Below are 16,200 nucleotides of genomic sequence, written 5' to 3'. Positions count from 1 at the left end.
GGCAGGAATGCCGGGGCCTGAGGCTAAATCAGCATTAACATCTCTGATTATTCAGACTTACGTCCGCCCCCGTGGCTATTCTGGCCACCTTTTTTGCCCGCTTCTGAAGCTTTTTCACGGTCATTGGCGAAGTTACCGCCACTGTTTTGCCCGCCTTTTTTACCCGCTTCAGATGCTTTCTCAGGGTTTTCTGCAAAATTACCTGAACCACCACGATGTTCGGCCATATTATCCTCCTGGATAACTTTTCTAAAAATAGATGGTAACCGGCATGATAAATATCGCCAGCCGTATTCGTGTTGCACTGTTTATTCTAGAGGGGGCAAGGATGTTTGCAAGCGGACCCGTTTAAACTCTGCGGGGAAAAAGCATAAGCGAGACGCACGCCAGGCGAAATAAGCCAGACGACAGGGATGAAAATTTTAAAATTAAAACAAATTCTTATGACACTGAGTTGAAAGTTATATTTTCCGCGCCGCGTTAATAAAATATTACCTTTGTTAAAATTTATAAAAACAGAGCACTGTGACGCTGTGCTGAAGCATGCTTGTTCAATCGAAAAGAGTTCAGGTGGGTTCTGACTCACTCATGCTGAAGAAAGAGTGGCAGATAAGCGTAACCGGGTCTGTAAAAGCCCGTATGATTTTACTCAGTTCCAGGTTCAGAAAAACACCAGGTGCAGTTTGTTAGCAGCCTGATGGATCTGCAGCGCGGCTTGGGGCGCCTGGCCATCCGCCGGAAACACACCCTAAGGATTCAGCCCTTTCAGTGGCTATCTCACAATAATTTACGCTGGCAAACAGTCTGTTTTAGTCAGAATCAGCAGGCGTTTTGACTCCTTTCTGATGTGCGATCCGCTTAACCCAGCTCCTCTGGATTCGTAGTGTATCTTCAGCGCGCCTGTTGAAGAGCCCTCCAGCCTCGCCGTGCCAGTTTGTCCTGAATGCAACAGATCTGCTCTTAAACAGTTTCTGCATTAATCATTAAATAATCAGAATTAAAGAGGTTACAAGCTTCTGAAATGCAATTTTTTCATTACCTATCCAATTTTTTAGATAAACATAAAATTAATGCTTAATAAAAATGTAATACATTTCAGCCTGTAAAAGCTGTTACCGTGAACTGTATCTCACTTTCAGAGCTGGCCTGACAAAACAGCACCCGCCAGAAAGATACATTAAAGATCTAACAAACCTACCTGCTACTTTACACACAACAGTTAATCACCAGACACTTCTTATTACATCTGCATCCCTTCTCTTTTCATGCTTTTTTTAATTTACTTCAGGCAACCCCACGGCGGGGTTATCAGAAACGTGTTTTTTACTCATGTATTTCTTAATTTAAGGATGGACTATGAGACTCAATAAAATCACTTTTGCGTTAGGAGTTTTGCTAATTATGTCATCCCGGCTATCAGTCGCAGCGCTGTTGGACAGTGAGGCTATTAAATCCGACTCTGCGAAGCCCTATGTGTTAATCGGCGATGCGAATGGCGCTGCAGGTGCTGCAGGAGGTAATGGGGGGAATGGTGGGAATGATAATTCACCGGGAGCCCCAGGCGGGGATGGCGGCAATGGCGGTAATGGTGGTAATGCCGATAGTGGGAATGGCAGCAGCAATGGTAATGACAGTGGAGATAATAACGGTACCGGTAATGGTGACGGAAGCGATAATGGCGGCGGAGATGGCGGAGGAGATAATGGTGGTGATGGTGGTTCATAACAGGCTGCTTTAATTTTAATACGCGGCGAATGATTTCTCCGCGTTTAATTTATGGAGATATAAAATGAAAGTTCGCTCATTAACCATCAATATAGTTATCCTTTCAACTATTTTAGTCAGTGCTTTGAATGCTCAGGCCTCAAACAGGCATCATCATAAACATAATGACTGCTCATATCTGAATGGGAAAGATGGCGGCACGACGAAAAGCGGTGACGCTAATGGTGAGAATGGCAGGCAAGGTGTGTCGGGAACCCCATGTATCAATGGCGGCAATGGCGGTAATGGCGGTAACACGCCTGATGGAAACGCAAATGGCGGAAACGGTGCGCCCGGAGCTAATGGAGCTAATGGATGAATAACAAAATAAATACATTTTTCTCGTTAAGCCTGTTTAGCGTAGTAATTCTCAACTCAATGACCAATGCCTGGGCAAACAAGGAGAAAAAAATTGTAATACCGGCTTCTCATTTGTTTCATCTGACAGCTGATGGCGGCAATGGTGGTGATGGCGGAAGTGGCTCAGCCGGGGGCAATGGCGGGAATGGTGGAAATGGCGGGAGTGGGCCTGATGGTGGCAATGGGGGCAACGGCGGGAATGGTGGAAATGGTAATAGTGCTGATTCACCCGGCGGGAACGGAGGTGACGGTGGTGATGGGGGCAACAGTGGTAACAGCGGGCACGGAGGTGAAGGCGCGGCCGGGGGAAATGGCGCTGATGGTGGAGATGGAGGTGATGGGGGCAGTAATAATTCACCTGGCGGAAATGGCGGTGACGGTGGAGATGGCGGGGATGGGGGAAACACTTAATCAGATAATGTAACAAGTTCATTTAAGGAGAGTCTGAATGCAATATTTTAGTTTGCGCGTCTTTTTAAAGTCATCAGTCATAATAACTCTCATAACACTTCGGGTATTAATTTTTTGCACACCTTCTATTCTGTTACCGGCATTAACTTTTGCCATTAGCTTTAATGCTACCGCAGACGATGGAGATGGAGGTGATGGAGGTGATGGCTCCGGCAATGGTGACGGCGGTAACGGCGGAAATGCCGGAGCCGGGTCTGATGGAAACGGAGGTAATGGGGGAAGTGGTGGCGAAGATGGAGGTAACGGTGGAAATGGCGGTAATGGTGATGGTTCAGGTAACGGTGGAAATGGAGGTGATGCGGGACCCGGGGGGTTAGGTGGTCAGGGTGGTCAGGGTGGTACCAATGGAGGTCACGATGGTTCTCCGGGGATGAGCGGTGCCAGAGCGTCTAAGTAGACAGACTTTTCGTAATGAATCTCTTTCAGTCAGGTTGATGTAATTCAGGTATTAAAACCTGATATCGCTCTGGCTGAACGTCTGACTTTTCACAAGGTCCGCTTTGTACCAGAAGCGGCCTCTTTGCTTAAATCTGTAAAGAACAGAGCGTTTGCTTTTTTGACTGGAGACCTTAAATGAATCATTTCATCTAAAGTTTTATGTCGCTCTGTCGTTACTTAAAAAAACCATCGATATTTATCACGGACTGAGTGTTGTTCAGGATGGAGAGGCATTGGCAATGAACATCAATACGTTAAACAATATTTACAGGCAGAATCCATCTGTATCATTTAAAACCCCTGAAAGCTCCAGCCTCTACCCTGCCAGCGAGAGCAACGCTACAGTCGTGCAGCCTGTCTCGTCAGGCCAGTCTACGATAAGTGGACGAGGACTGATGATGTCTCGTCTTTTTGGTAAGGTAAGCACCTTACCTGAAATGCAGACTCAGCTTACCAAAAATAGCCAGGGGATGGATGCCTCTGTTTTTCTGACGAAGAGCGATTTGGGCGCACTTTCACATCTCTATGATCAGGCACAGACACAGGGAGCTGACTTACGATATGTTGATGATATAGCACGCGATTTAGGTAATTACCGTAAGTTCGGAAGCGTGTCAGGTAGTTATAATACAGGGAATAGTCACGATACGACTGGTCGGGTTCAGACGGTATCATTTACAGATAAAGATGCTGCAACAGCATCCCGTATTCTGAGCGGTGATAACTTTGCAAACTCTGGCCTCGACCCTGCTTTTATCAGATATGAACTCGACCCTGGGTATTCTTTCAGTCATACCGCGAGTTTTGACTATCTGGAATCCATCATGAACACTACCGGTTCTGATGCGACATCGAAAAACCAATTCATGGCATTTCCGTTCGCAACTTATGTAAGTCAGGGACAGAATAACTACATAATAAAAACGGCCAGCGAAGCCACACTGAAAATTGAAGAACCTGATGTCATCAGCAAAGATGGTGTATTTACTGTCACCGAAGCCGGCAAGAAGCATGGATTCAGATTAGAAGGCAATGATGTCATACAGGATAAAAACACAGGCATAAATGACACTCAGTATGGAAAGCGCTGGGACAAAACGTTAATGGACTACTTTCTGAACCTGAAGAATACATAAGATATTAATTCTGAAAATTCAGAAGCCAGAACTGTTTGATCTGCTTAGTCAGTAACTTTTATCAATAACGCCTTTCAGTTCTATCTGCAGTCGACGGCTCTCAGACTGGGCATGAGATTGCTTTTAGGAGAATGATCGTTTGGTCAGAATCACAAAGAAAATGGGGCCTCAGGGCCCCATACATTCTTCACGGAATCTTCAGCAACCGCTATTCAGGTAAAGCGTAAACCACCACCTGGTCGCCCACCTGATCCTTGAGGATGGTATTACCGCCGGCGACAAACGCCACGTACTGGCGGCCTTTATACTCATAGACCGAGGGATTGGCTACCGCGGGGGCTTCTGCCTGATCGGACCACAGCTCCTCGCCACTCTCCACGGAATAGGCGCGAACCTTAGCATCCATTGACGCACCAATAAATATCACGCCGCCCGCAGTGACTGCCGGGCCGCCGATGGTCGGTGAGCCCCAGCTTTCTGGCATAAAGAAGCCATACTGCTGAGATGCGCCAACAGGACGACGCCATTTGACGTCACCGGTGTGCATATCAATCGCCACGATTTCACCAAAGGGTGGCTGCCAGCACGGCATGCCCAGCCAGTTATTGGCAACCATGAGACGCATGCCATAAGGCGCGCCTTCCTGTGGTGCAAAACCACTCTCATTGCCCGCGCCATTATCCGCTTTTTCATAATCTTCGCGGCTATAGAGCTTCACGTACTGCACGATATGGGAGGTATTAACAATCGCGATCTGCTTTTGAGGATCGAACGCGACGCCGCCCCACTGCACGCCACCCGCACTGTCCGGATACGTCAGTGTGCCTTCGCCTTTGGTGACAGGCGGCGTGTACATGCCTTCGTAGGTCAGCTTATCCCACAGCCTTGAACACTGACCTGCCCCCACCATATCCGCCAGTTTCCAGATCGCTGGCTTTTTCGACTGGTCAAGCAGCGGTGCAGGTTTCGTCGGGAATGGCTGCGTGGGTGAAAGAACTTCACCCTGAACCGAGCCATCACCCTGCGGCACAGGTCGCTCTTCAATCGGCCAGACATCCTCACCGGTCAGCCGATTCACCACAAACAAAAAGCCCTGCTTGGTTGCCTGAATCAGTGCCGGGATCGGTTTGCCATTGACCGTGATATCCATCAGTGTCGGCGCCGAGTTGATATCGTAGTCCCACACATCGTGGTGCACCCACTGACGGGACCAGACGACTTTACCGGTGTTCACATCCAGTGCGGTGGTTGAGGTAGCCAGTGGGATAGGTGCAGTGCGGTTACCTCCCCAGTAGTTGGGAGAAGGCGATGAGACCGGCAGATACACCAGTCCATGCGCCTCATCAGCTGACATGTGTGTCCAGACGTTAGCCGTACCGGTTCGTTTGCGGACCGCCTCCGGAATAGCGTCAAACGTCCATTCGCGTTTGCCGGTCTGCGCATTGACAGCGAAAACTGTGCCCGGAGGCGCTTCAGCATAGGCCCAGTCCTTGCCCGCCCAGCCAATCAGCAGACGGTTACCCACGACCGTTGGCGGCTGCAGAACTGAAAGCGGATATTTGGCGTTAATCGTGTTCCACTGATTCAGATCGAGAACACCCTTATCAGCAAAGTCGCTGCATGGCTTTCCGGAATCGGCATCCAGCGCAAAGAGCTTGCCATCAACCGTTCCCATGTAGACGATTTTCTGACACGCCTGTCCGGCAACGGGGGTTTTTGCCTGCCAGTAAGAGACGCCCCGGTTTTTCAGAACGGGCTGGGTCAGGGCTTTACGCGGGGATTTGGTGTCGTAGTGCCATTTCTCTTTGCCCGTACCGGGATCGAGGGCAATCAGGCGATCGAAAGGCGTACCGATATACAGGGTCTGGTTGGCAAAAATAGGGGTGGCTGACCAGACAGTCGCGGGCGTGTCACCCTTGCCGTCCGAGACATCACCGGTATGAAATTCCCAGATCTTCTTTAACTGGCTGACGTTGTCGGTATTAATCTGCTTCAGCGGGCTGTATTTCTGCGCGTTAAGCTGACCATGAAAGCTGTCCCAGGTCGCACCCGATGGCACCAGCGAAGTCGGAGGATTGTCTGCCGTTGCGACCTTATCTCCATCACGCTTGCCGGTTGATGCATCGTCTGTGGTGTTAGTGGTACCGGGAGATTGGTGATCAGCCGCATCCGGACTGACCTTCTCCCGCGCGCCCATAGAGGCCTCCGCGGCGTTATCCTGCGCATGGAGTGCCAGTGGGGTAAGCAGCAGCGCCAGCGCCGTCATGCCGACTTTCATTACCGGAGTCGTTTTATTGTTCTTCACGAAGGTTTCCTCAGGCTTTAACGCGATGGTCAGGACGGGCGGGGTTTCTGCAGAGCGTAATCAGACCAATAAGGCCTGCAACCATCGCTGCCGTAATGATGTACTGATGCAGCAAGGCGGCGGCGAAAGCAGTACCGAATAACACGACCAGGGTCAGAACAATTACTGTCGCACGTGCACCGCGACCGGATGCACTACGCAGAATAAATGTCAGTATCGCCAGAATGACGCTGGCGATAGCCACACCTAACGCGCCGATTGTACCGGTCACACCGGTCAGTGGCGTCAGCCACGCATACAAAGCCACCGCGAAACCGATCGCTGCCGCGATCAGCAGCAGTAAGCCGCCCAGACGTGAAGATTGAGGTTGCAACATAACAGGAAGTCCCTTGGTGTTTGATTAATCATTAAATATGGCGCACTGGCAGGTTTATGCGGCTGTTTTTCGCCGGAAAATGATAAAAAAACCTGCCATCTTTAGCGGACTGAACACCCAGCGTATTCAGATCACCGGTTTATGCGTGAGCTTCATAAGGCCTGGAAGGAAAACGGAATTCCGCAAGCCGGGATGTGTTGCGGGCAAAAAGTATTTTTGAATAGAAGAGGCGATGTTATGAAGTGTGCAGATTGCTCATTTTTTCCGCTTATTTATAAGGGAGTTCGGGATACTGAACTCTGACTTAAACTGGTGATCACCTGGTTCAACCCCATTGAGTGGGAAAACTTTTGCGCCTTCGGGGTGAATACAGGACGTTACAGGTATCAATGCTTTTTTGTATAGCAAAGCCTCGCTTCGTGCATTTGACGCATGAATGTTAGTAGATCCCCGGCTTTTGACCCTGTTCTGAAGGCGAAGGCTGTGCGAGCGTCCCGCCAGGACTGGCATATGCACGCGCCATGGGACCCGCCGGAAAACTGATGATTAAATATGCGGTTAAGAGTCCGCAGCGCGGATGTCGCCTTACAGGCCGCGCTGGTCAGTGCTTTAATGTTTTTTAGTTATAACGAGAAACGTCTTGTTGAGCTCGATTGCATCAGGGCTGACCTGCAGCATTTGGCGCGTAATCTGCTCATCCAGCGCCAGACGGACGGCTAACCGGTAGGCCTGAACATCAATGGAAACCTCGTTTTATGCGCAAAAAACCCAGCGTCAGCTGGGCTTAGCGAAATTGATCTGGTTATTGGGTTTCATTTAACCAGTACACTCATATCAGAACTCGCCTGGCCCCGGTTTTTAAATGATCGGGGGTGTGAAATTTAGCTTAAGAGGACTTTTTAGTGGTCGGAAAAATGCTTTTTATAATCCTCGATATCAACCATCCGAGAAATAACACCGCTAAAAGAGCCACGAAAAAAGTAACGGGGTCTTCTCCCCATTGATAGTCACTTCCAATCCACCCTTGTCCTCTTGGGCCAAGCTTGAAGAAAAGCCATGAACCAAAGGTGAAAATAAGATTGTTGAGTGGTGTGATGTACTTTATGAGAAGCACAGCTAAAACCAGCGAAACAACACTCACGGCGATCTTTCTAGTCAACGCATTTTGCATAATCAGCTTTGCCCATCACATCTACGTAGCCATAAGCCATTAACCCACTGCGTGAGCCTGCCACTGTCATTTTACTTGTGCGCAGCAGGGCTTGTCTTATCTGCTCAAAATCAACAACTTTGAACAGCGTTATGCATCCACATTGACCTGAGCCCTTTGATTACATCCATTTTTGTTAACAGCCTATACGGGTAAATAGCGGACATTTACCATCGAAGTGTCCACTATGATAAAGTGCGGATGCGATAATATGCAATAACCACACCTTATGTGACTTCTGGGGATTTGATGAACTGAGTTATTGTTTCTCCCAGTTTCAGAAGGAAATCGTTTCGCGATGGATGAGGATCTATGACCTGCGGAGGTAGCTCATTCATGAAGGTAAAGTGACCTGCATTCTCAGCAATGTGTAGTTCAGAATAAGTGTGTAAACGTAAGGACTGATGAAAGAATAGTGCCTGTGCAGGTGGCGTAATTACGTCCTTTTCACCCGCCCAAATCTGAAGCGGTATCTTTATGGGGACCAATGACAGATGTGCTGGAAAAAAGTCGGAGGGGGGCGTCAAAAGGACCAGTCGATTAAGGATATTATGGCCTTCAAACCTGACAGGTTCTCTGGCACTGGTCCAGGCGGTAGCTCCAGCACGTATGAGTAAAATTACTGCTCCGAGTGAATGGCCAACACCTGATATTGAGGCATATCCTGTGCAGAATTTTTCAGCCGCCAGGTTAAGTCGCTGGACGCGCTCTGTCAATTCAGCTTGAGTCGGAAAACGCGAATTCAAAAGTTCGAAATGTGGCGCTACAACGGCTACTCCGTGGCGAGCAAATGTTCGGATAAGCCCTATGTGTCTTAGCGGGTTGCCGCCCAGGCCGGGAACAAAGAGAATACACGTTGTAGCATCCCTTACTCTGAAGAGTGTCACATCAAGGCTTTTTCCCGCAATGTCAGCTTTTACAGTTTCCTGACTGACGCCTGTATCCATTAAATCCCCCTCTTAAAGGAGCGTAAAATATACTTTTTTCATCATTGAAAGATTGCCTTTTGGTCTGCTTCTGGCACAGGGCGGACTTTCAGCTAACAGGCTCACCCGATACTTTTAGCTACTTTATGGCAGGAATATCTTTTAACCTCGTTGTATAGCGTGGCGACAACCTTTCACGCTTCATCTGCCATGAGCTGTCGCGCGCTCCCTGCCCCGCAAACCAGACCTTTCCTTTCCCTGAGCGATTAATGTTGTCCAGTGCTGCCATTAAAGCATCTGCGTTTGCACGGGGCTGCTGCTCACTGAACAGGTCAAACTGCGTCATGCCGGACGGGTAAAAATCACCCAACATCACCCCAGCTTTGGCATAGCGGAAGCCCTCCCGCCAGATAGTGCCAAGACCGTGAAGCGCTGATTCTATAATGTCCCGCGTATCACTGGTCGGATAATCGCACATGCAGGATGTCGTGTTGGAATATCGCGGCTCATCGCCATGTCTGCCGGTAGCAACTGAGACACTGATATGCCTGCAGCGTGAATTCTGCTCTCTGAGCTTTTCTGCCGCACGCGTGGCATACAGCACGATTGCCTGCTGCATGTCTTCAAGTTTTGTGATTCTTTCACCAAACGACCGCGAGTTCAGTATGTGCTCTTTCGGGGGCGGTGCATCCTCAAGCGCGATGCAGGACTCACCATTCAGCTCACGGGTGATACGCTCAATAATGACGTCAAAATTTTTCCGTATCATGCTGATGTTGCTGTCTGCCAGCTGAAGAGCCGTTGTTATTCCCAGCTGATTCATGCGTTTGCTGATGCGCTGACCAATACCCCAGATATCGCTGACGTCGGTCAGGTGCAGGAGCTTTCGCTGCCGGTGTCTGTCGGACAGGTCCACGACGCCGTTAGTCTGTGTCCATTTCTTTGCCGCATGGTTAGCCAGTTTCGCCAGCGTTTTCGTCGGCGCAAACCCCACGCTAATGATGAGTCCCGTTTCTCTGCGGATACGCTCGCGCATCTGCTGTCCGAAGGTCTCAAGCGGGATAAGGCTGTTAATCCCTGTAACGTCCAGAAAACACTCATCAATTGAGTAAACTTCCTGCCCCGCAGCCATCTCCCCCAGTATCGCCATCATGCGTGCCGACATGTCGCCATACAGCTCGTAGTTGGAGCTGAATACGTAAACCCCGTTCTCCCTGAAGAAACGCTCATTCTTAAACAGCGGGGCCGCCATTTTTATGCCCATTCGCTTTGCTTCAGCCGAGCGGGCAATAACGCAGCCATCATTATTCGACACAACCACAATGGGTTTTCCGCGCAGGTCGGGTCGGAATACCGTTTCACAGGAGGCGTAAAAATTATTGGCATCGGCCAGCGCAAACATCCCTACTCTCCTGCCGGCCCGTTGAATCCCACCCCGGCCACATCAGTGAGCGCATAGGCAACCACACCCCAGACGGGCAGCGTCTGGTTCACATCCAGCACTGTTACCGTTTCGTCCTCGTCCAGCGCCTGCAGGGCGGGAACCGGATTGAGCAGCAGTCGTCTCAGCGTCAGCTCCCCGTCAACCTCAGCAACGATTAGCTGGCGGTGTACAGGCGTCAGTGCACGATCGATAGCCAGCACAGATCCTTTCACAATACCGGCATCGGGGCAGTCGCTTTCGCTGCGCATCAAATAGGTTGAGTAAGGGGAAAGATGAACGAGATCGCCCAGGTTAAGGCGCGTTTCGGTGTAGTTCTGAGCGGGATTCTGAAAGGCCATTAAAATGCTCCATTCTGACCAGCATTGCTGCCTGTCTGCATCCAACAGGCATACACATTTATGACTCCTGTGATGAGTATAAGTCGTTACAGCCGGCAATGCTCATATGTGTACGCCGGTGTCTGCTACAGGCGGAAAGCGGACATGCTATCGCCGCAGACAGCACAAAAATGGGCAAGCAGGCGAGTTTTGAAGTCGGACATGTACAGGAGCTTTCAATTGTAGATTGTTCGATCTACAATTAATTATCAACACAGGGGGATGAAATGAAATCATCTGCTGGCAGACCTCGAGAATTCGATCCACAGGACTTCCTGAACACTGCACTGGACTGTTTCTGGCAAAAAGGATATCGGGCAACTTCAATGGCTGATCTGATGAAAGCATCAGGGTTAGCCAGCGCCAGTATCTATAAGCTCTATCCGGATAAGCGAGCTATCTATCTGGCGGCGCTACATCAATATATGGATGAAGGCGTTTCCAGAGCAGCCAAACGCGAGGTAGAGTTATCGCCAGAAGCTGCATTGCGCGATACGCTCGAATTTGTGGCGCTTTTATCATCCTCTCCTGATGGAGAGAAAGGGTGTTTCACAATTGCCGCTGCCAGTGAACTTTTACCGGGTGACGAAGAGGTAAAAAAAAGGGTTCACCATAAATTCAATACAATAATTAATCGGTTGGAAAACATACTATCCACTGGTCAGGCTCAGCAGGTCTTTCGGCGCGATGAAAACGCGAGAGTCATGGCGCTGAGCATTTTTATGATGCTGGAAGGGATGCGGATATACGGAAAAATTCAGCCTGACAGCGAGGAGCTTAAAAGATGTAATGATTTTGTTGTCAGATCCGTGCTCATGAGCAGCAATGTTAATGATGAAGATCTTTCAGGAAAGGCTTCAATATGACAGGGGTGGGCACAATTGTTCGGCGTCGGAAAAGAAAACAAACAATGGTTGTGCTGGAATGTGAAGACGGTATGGCTTTGTGCGGTTGGATCGTTAAAGGAAGGTTTTTCAAAAGGCGCTTTCCACTGTCTCAGTTAAAGATATGTGTGCCTTATTCCTCCTTCTGGCCTCTGACTTAACGCGCTATGCTCTCCCTTGCAGGCTGCCTGATACAGATGTCCGCTTCTGACTCAAAGCGCACTGATACGCAGGCCAGGGTCTATTAAGCGCGAGAAACGGATGCGGTTCGTTCATATCGTGACGATTGTTACGTTGACCTGCCCAGACGTATGTCATCCATTCAGCGACTCATAAGTATGCCCGAAGGTTGCATATAAAGGAGTGCTCATTTCATTAAATATTCCACGTTAATCCTGTTTTAAGGTATTCAGAATTTAACAGGCGGCGTTGATCAAGAAACGAGCTTTAAATTACGGTAAACACACTGTTGATAGATGAAGCGCTGATTGTTTTTTCAAGGAGCTACCGGCCCTTACCATTTTTCCTGCGTGGCTATCAGCGAATACTGTTGGGAGAGGGAGGCATCCTCTTCAGGGTTAGCCTTCCAGCCACATCTTTCCAGCAATGCATTTTCATTCGGCATATGTATGGCTCGCAGAAACAGAAAACCGGGGGCGGCAAAACGTTGCCGCCCCCGGTGTTTCAGTCGTGGAAAGTCACGCTGGTGTCGACCGGCACGCGATCCATACAGAGGCGACTTCCGGGAGCTGACTCGTCCGGGTAGCCGAAGGAGATACCAAACAGCAGTTTTAACTCGTCAGAAACGCCGAGGAATTCGCGGATGGGGTCGGCAAAAAAACCGAGCGAGGTCTGAGGAATACCACCGAGACCGCGTGCCGCAAGCGACAGCAGGAACGTCTGACCATACATACCGATATCACCCGCAACGCGGACGTTGTCGCCAAATGAAGGCATGAACAGGAACGCGGCCTGCGGGGCGTTAAAGAACGAGTAGTTCATCGCCCCCACGCGATGCCGGCCTTCTTTATCCTCGCGCATAACGTTCATGGCTTCGTAGTAGGCTTTGCCCATCGCATCGTTACGCTTACGATATTCGCCGTAAAAGTGATTCTGGTCGAAAGAGAAATCCGGGGAGAACTCACCGGCATCATTTTTTACGTGGAGAATGCTGGAAAGCTGCTTAAGCTTTTCGCCCCGAACGATATGGGTATTCCAGGGCTGCGTGTTACAGTTGGATGGCGCGCTCTGGGCGTCCTCCAGCACCTCACGTATGATGCTTAGCGGCACAGGTTTGTCGAGAAAACTGCGGATAGAGCGACGTGCGTGGGCAGTTTCTTTGAATGACAGTGTCTCATCGGATGATGTTTCGGATTGGACAGTCTTCATCGTCATAACGGCTTCCTTAATCTGGATAATGTTTGAAACCTTTTTCCTACACTTTTCCAGTCATCAGGACTGGAGCCCGCAAGATAACGTGGCACCAAAAAAGTTGGATTTTTTAATGTCTTTAGCAAAGGCATCATTTCGGCCAATGCTAATAACGATAAAATCGCCCTGTAATTATTACTTCAGGCTATCAGAATAATTCTTATGGGTTTCATCCGCACCACTGGAAAGCAGCATGGTATCCCCTCCTACAGCCAGGAATGAAACGCCCAGATCTTTATAATTTTTTGCTTGCTCCGGAGTGACGGCTATTGTCCCAACAGGGATGCCGAGTGTTTTAACTTTTTTAATCATATATTCCATCGCCTCAACGACTTCTGGATGGAAAATATTTAACCCATGCCCCATATCAACGGCCAAATCAATCGGACCCAGGAAAATGGCACCAATATCCGATACAGAACAAATTTCCTCCAGATTCTCAAGGCCTTTACGGCTTTCGATTTGAATAATCATCATTGATTCACTGGCAATCCTTTCCATATAGCAAGGTATACGACCATATAGACCAGCGCGAACAGCAGAAGCCCCCATACCACGATTACCACGAGGTGCAAAAGAAGACCAGTACATGATTTGTTCTGCTTCTTCTTTTGTTTCCACTTTAGGGAATATAATATTGTTTATCCCCTGGTCCATTAACTGTTTAATCAGGCCGGTACTGGGGCCTCCGACACGAACTACAGGCGTCATATTAAATGGTGCAATGGCCCGCGCCGCAGCAACAATACTTTCTACAGTATGAGCGCCATGTTCCCCGTCAATGAACAACCAGTCAAAATTACTGGTTGCCAGAACCTCAGCCACATCAGCTGAGGGGATTTCGAGACCTATACCTAATTGCAGGTTTCCCTTTTCGATATTATGCTTAAAATTATTCTTCAGATAATCTTTAACAATGGCCATAATCTGTATATTCCTTATTATAGAGTTGCGTACTGAAATCAGAACTGCGTAAGGATATTTTTCCTCGCGCAAATTGGGCATTTTATTAATTCATCAGATATCAAAAGTGTCGACAACACTTACATGCAGACGAACATTAATATTATTTCGTGTGGCATTTGAATATGGGCACACTTCGTGTCCTTTCTTCACAAGTTCAGTTGCGGAATTTTTGTCCATTCCCCGTACTTCCACATCCAAATCAACATCCAGAGCAAATCCCCCCTGAGCATTTTGTCCTATGCCAACAGCGCAGGAAGTTTTTGTCGAAACACCTTCCAGTTTTTGTTGCTGGATGATATGAATCAGGGCGTTATCGAAACATGCTGCATACCCCATCGCGAATAACTGCTCAGGATTTGCACCTGTCTTACCACTTTCATTTTTGAAGCTGACTAAATCCAGACCGAATGAACCATCATCCAGCGCGACGTGGCCATCACGACCACCGACTGAAGTTGCACGAGTTTTATAAAAAATTTTCATGGTGTTAATCCTTACTGGTTTATTAAATCGCATGCGATATATTATGACCAGATCATATCGCATGATTAAGTGGAGTCAATAAAATTTACAAAATAAATCGCATGCGATATGATAGGGCGAAATGCACGGGAGAGATCTGATGACTGACAGCAAAATTCCTGATATGACTGAGTACACTAATTTGCCTAAACTTGGCGATTTTCTGTGCTTTGCAACCTATACAGCTAACCTTGCATTCGGCAAGGCTTACCAGCCCTACCTGGCTGAACTGGGCTTAACTTACACGCAATGGATTACGCTTCTGGCTCTGGCTGAAGAGGATGGCCAGACCGTGAATCAATTAGGTGAGAAACTATTTTTAGCCTCCAGCACCCTGACGCCATTGTTAAAAAACCTTGAAAAAAAGGATGTCGTACTGAGGTTACGTTCAAAGGAAGACGAGCGAAAAGTGGGCATTTTTCTTACTGATGGTGGGAGAGAATTGCTCAAAGCAAGCCATCGCTGTCTGGATGTTTTTAATGGTCTTGGACTGACCCTGGAAGAAGTGCAGGTGCTGCAAAAAGCAATCCTCAGGGTACGAGATAATTTATTAAATACATCAAGCTCAGACTGAATTTTAACCTCACTGTCTGAGCTACTTATCCCGTGAATGAATCGCCACAGGTTTAACAGCCCCGTCCTTTAAAATATTCTAAAGAGAGGTGCACATGGGCAGTAAGCGCTATTCTGAAGAGTTTAAATTAAAGCAGTAAAAGAGGTTGTTGATCGTGGCCATTATCAGGATGCGTCCAGGGTTATCGCAGAAACCATCTGGATCTGCGGGCAGATAAAGGCGAGGTAAGTATCTTGTCTCCCAACAGGCTCCTGCGACAATCAATCCTGTTGCTCCGCATGAGCATTGGATGAGGGACATTACCTGCATCAGGCCCCACGAAGGCTGGCTGTATCCTGCCATGATTGTTGATCTGTTCTCACGCGAAATTGCTGGCGGTCGATGTAACCGCAGATGGACAAGCAGAGTGTCCTGAACGCATTGCTGATGGCTGTACGGCGGCATACCCCCCAAAACAGGCGCGGGTTCTCTGATCAGGGCAGTCAGTACACATGTCATGAGTGGTGGTCGTTCCTGAAATCACATGGAGTTGAAGTCAGCATGAGCCATCGCGGTAACTGCCACGATAATGCAGTTGCAGAAAGCTTTTTTCAGTTGCTGAAGCAAAGAAAAAGAACTACGAATCGCGTGAACAGCCCGCAGCACCAAATCCCCCTCCCTGCACCATTCAATGAACTCATCCGGTAACGGCCAGAACAGTGAAACGCTGTCCTGCGAGCAACTGCTGTACGTTCTGTCCTCATTGCCCGACTGCGTCTGATAACACCCTGCCTGCCCGTTAATTTGCATCAGAGACTGACATTTCTGAAGCACCACTGGATCTCCGGAAGTTATTGATGTCCTCACACTCAGCGCTTTTTCGTGCCAGACGCAGACAGGGCAAATACCGTGGAACGGGCAGTTCTCCTCTGACCAGCTAAATAAACTGGACATTTTCTGAACATCCGCAGGCGCCTGCCGATAATCAATAAGGGGTATATCACCAGGTTGCTTTCCACAGAAAGCTCGTCACATGA

General features: G+C 48.7%; 17 protein-coding genes and 1 pseudogene. 8 read left to right on the top strand and 10 right to left on the bottom strand.

Annotation, left to right across the window (positions count from 1 at the left end; genetic code table 11):
• Window positions 1–47: 47 nt before the first annotated feature.
• A complete protein-coding gene (locus tag S7A_RS18645) occupies window positions 48–227 on the bottom strand; it encodes a general stress protein (RefSeq protein WP_009092874.1) in 180 nt (59 codons plus the stop codon).
• 1,129 nt (window positions 228–1,356) lie between these two features.
• On the opposite strand from S7A_RS18645, the gene S7A_RS21445 reads away from it, so the two are divergent.
• The 5 genes from S7A_RS21445 to S7A_RS18620 all read left to right on the top strand — a co-directional run bounded on the left by S7A_RS21445 (window position 1,357) and on the right by S7A_RS18620 (window position 4,169).
• Window positions 1,357–1,725, top strand: coding sequence for a hypothetical protein (locus S7A_RS21445; RefSeq protein WP_158000260.1), 369 nt, complete (start codon window positions 1,357–1,359; stop codon window positions 1,723–1,725).
• 64 nt (window positions 1,726–1,789) lie between these two features.
• On the top strand, window positions 1,790–2,083 hold the full coding sequence (locus S7A_RS21030; protein WP_071987830.1) for a hypothetical protein: 294 nt from the start codon (window positions 1,790–1,792) through the stop codon (window positions 2,081–2,083).
• A 132-nt stretch (window positions 2,084–2,215) separates the two neighbouring features.
• Complete coding sequence (locus S7A_RS18630) at window positions 2,216–2,548, top strand: hypothetical protein (protein WP_009092872.1); 333 nt, start codon at window positions 2,216–2,218, stop codon at window positions 2,546–2,548.
• A gap of 136 nt (window positions 2,549–2,684) precedes the next feature.
• Entirely contained in the window at window positions 2,685–2,912 is a 228-nt protein-coding gene (locus S7A_RS21440) for a hypothetical protein (RefSeq protein ID WP_158000259.1), read from the top strand.
• Window positions 2,913–3,272: 360 nt separating this feature from the next.
• The gene (locus S7A_RS18620) at window positions 3,273–4,169 is read left to right on the top strand and encodes a hypothetical protein (protein ID WP_009092870.1); all 897 of its coding nucleotides are present in this window, start codon (window positions 3,273–3,275) and stop codon (window positions 4,167–4,169) included.
• Between the two features lie 208 nt (window positions 4,170–4,377).
• On the opposite strand, the gene S7A_RS18615 is transcribed toward S7A_RS18620, so the two are convergent.
• The 5 genes from S7A_RS18615 to S7A_RS18585 all read right to left on the bottom strand — a co-directional run bounded on the left by S7A_RS18615 (window position 4,378) and on the right by S7A_RS18585 (window position 10,768).
• Window positions 4,378–6,435, bottom strand: coding sequence for a pyrroloquinoline quinone-dependent dehydrogenase (locus S7A_RS18615; protein WP_369750605.1), 2,058 nt, complete (start codon window positions 6,433–6,435; stop codon window positions 4,378–4,380).
• 49 nt (window positions 6,436–6,484) lie between these two features.
• On the bottom strand, window positions 6,485–6,850 hold the full coding sequence (locus tag S7A_RS18610) for a hypothetical protein (protein WP_009092868.1): 366 nt from the start codon (window positions 6,848–6,850) through the stop codon (window positions 6,485–6,487).
• 1,437 nt (window positions 6,851–8,287) lie between these two features.
• A complete protein-coding gene (locus S7A_RS18595; RefSeq protein ID WP_009092866.1) occupies window positions 8,288–9,007 on the bottom strand; it encodes an alpha/beta fold hydrolase in 720 nt (239 codons plus the stop codon).
• Window positions 9,008–9,125: 118 nt separating this feature from the next.
• A complete protein-coding gene (gene umuC / locus S7A_RS18590; RefSeq protein ID WP_009092865.1) occupies window positions 9,126–10,388 on the bottom strand; it encodes a translesion error-prone DNA polymerase V subunit UmuC in 1,263 nt (420 codons plus the stop codon).
• 2 nt (window positions 10,389–10,390) lie between these two features.
• On the bottom strand, window positions 10,391–10,768 hold the full coding sequence (locus tag S7A_RS18585) for a peptidase (protein WP_009092864.1): 378 nt from the start codon (window positions 10,766–10,768) through the stop codon (window positions 10,391–10,393).
• Between the two features lie 266 nt (window positions 10,769–11,034).
• On the opposite strand from S7A_RS18585, the gene S7A_RS18580 reads away from it, so the two are divergent.
• On the top strand, window positions 11,035–11,673 hold the full coding sequence (locus tag S7A_RS18580; protein ID WP_033736746.1) for a TetR/AcrR family transcriptional regulator: 639 nt from the start codon (window positions 11,035–11,037) through the stop codon (window positions 11,671–11,673).
• 702 nt (window positions 11,674–12,375) lie between these two features.
• On the opposite strand, the gene S7A_RS18575 is transcribed toward S7A_RS18580, so the two are convergent.
• From S7A_RS18575 to S7A_RS18565, 3 genes are all read right to left on the bottom strand, one after another.
• Entirely contained in the window at window positions 12,376–13,086 is a 711-nt protein-coding gene (locus S7A_RS18575) for a nitroreductase (protein ID WP_009092862.1), read from the bottom strand.
• Window positions 13,087–13,257: 171 nt separating this feature from the next.
• Complete coding sequence (locus S7A_RS18570) at window positions 13,258–14,046, bottom strand: HpcH/HpaI aldolase/citrate lyase family protein (RefSeq protein ID WP_009092861.1); 789 nt, start codon at window positions 14,044–14,046, stop codon at window positions 13,258–13,260.
• A gap of 93 nt (window positions 14,047–14,139) precedes the next feature.
• Window positions 14,140–14,571: an organic hydroperoxide resistance protein gene (locus S7A_RS18565; RefSeq protein WP_009092860.1), complete on the bottom strand. Its 432-nt coding sequence runs from the start codon at window positions 14,569–14,571 to the stop codon at window positions 14,140–14,142.
• A 139-nt stretch (window positions 14,572–14,710) separates the two neighbouring features.
• Between S7A_RS18565 and S7A_RS18560 the strand changes: the two genes are divergently transcribed.
• Together S7A_RS18560 and S7A_RS21690 are read left to right on the top strand one after the other, a co-directional pair.
• Window positions 14,711–15,184 carry a MarR family winged helix-turn-helix transcriptional regulator gene (locus tag S7A_RS18560; protein ID WP_009092859.1) on the top strand — a complete coding sequence of 158 codons (474 nt, stop codon included), beginning with the start codon at window positions 14,711–14,713 and terminating at the stop codon, window positions 15,182–15,184.
• Window positions 15,185–15,339: 155 nt separating this feature from the next.
• A pseudogene (locus S7A_RS21690) lies at window positions 15,340–15,796 on the top strand (DDE-type integrase/transposase/recombinase); the annotation flags it as partial.
• Here the strand turns inward: S7A_RS21690 and S7A_RS21685 are convergent.
• Entirely contained in the window at window positions 15,704–16,117 is a 414-nt protein-coding gene (locus tag S7A_RS21685) for a hypothetical protein (protein ID WP_237712326.1), read from the bottom strand. The pseudogene S7A_RS21690 and the gene S7A_RS21685 overlap by 93 nt on opposite strands.
• Window positions 16,118–16,200: the final 83 nt, after the last annotated feature.

It is taken from the genome of Pantoea sp. Sc1 (assembly GCF_000255315.1).
GTDB classification, from domain to species: domain Bacteria; phylum Pseudomonadota; class Gammaproteobacteria; order Enterobacterales; family Enterobacteriaceae; genus Pantoea; species Pantoea anthophila.
The sequence above is the reverse complement of the archived record's forward strand: the minus strand, read 5'-3'. Positions and strand labels throughout refer to the sequence as shown.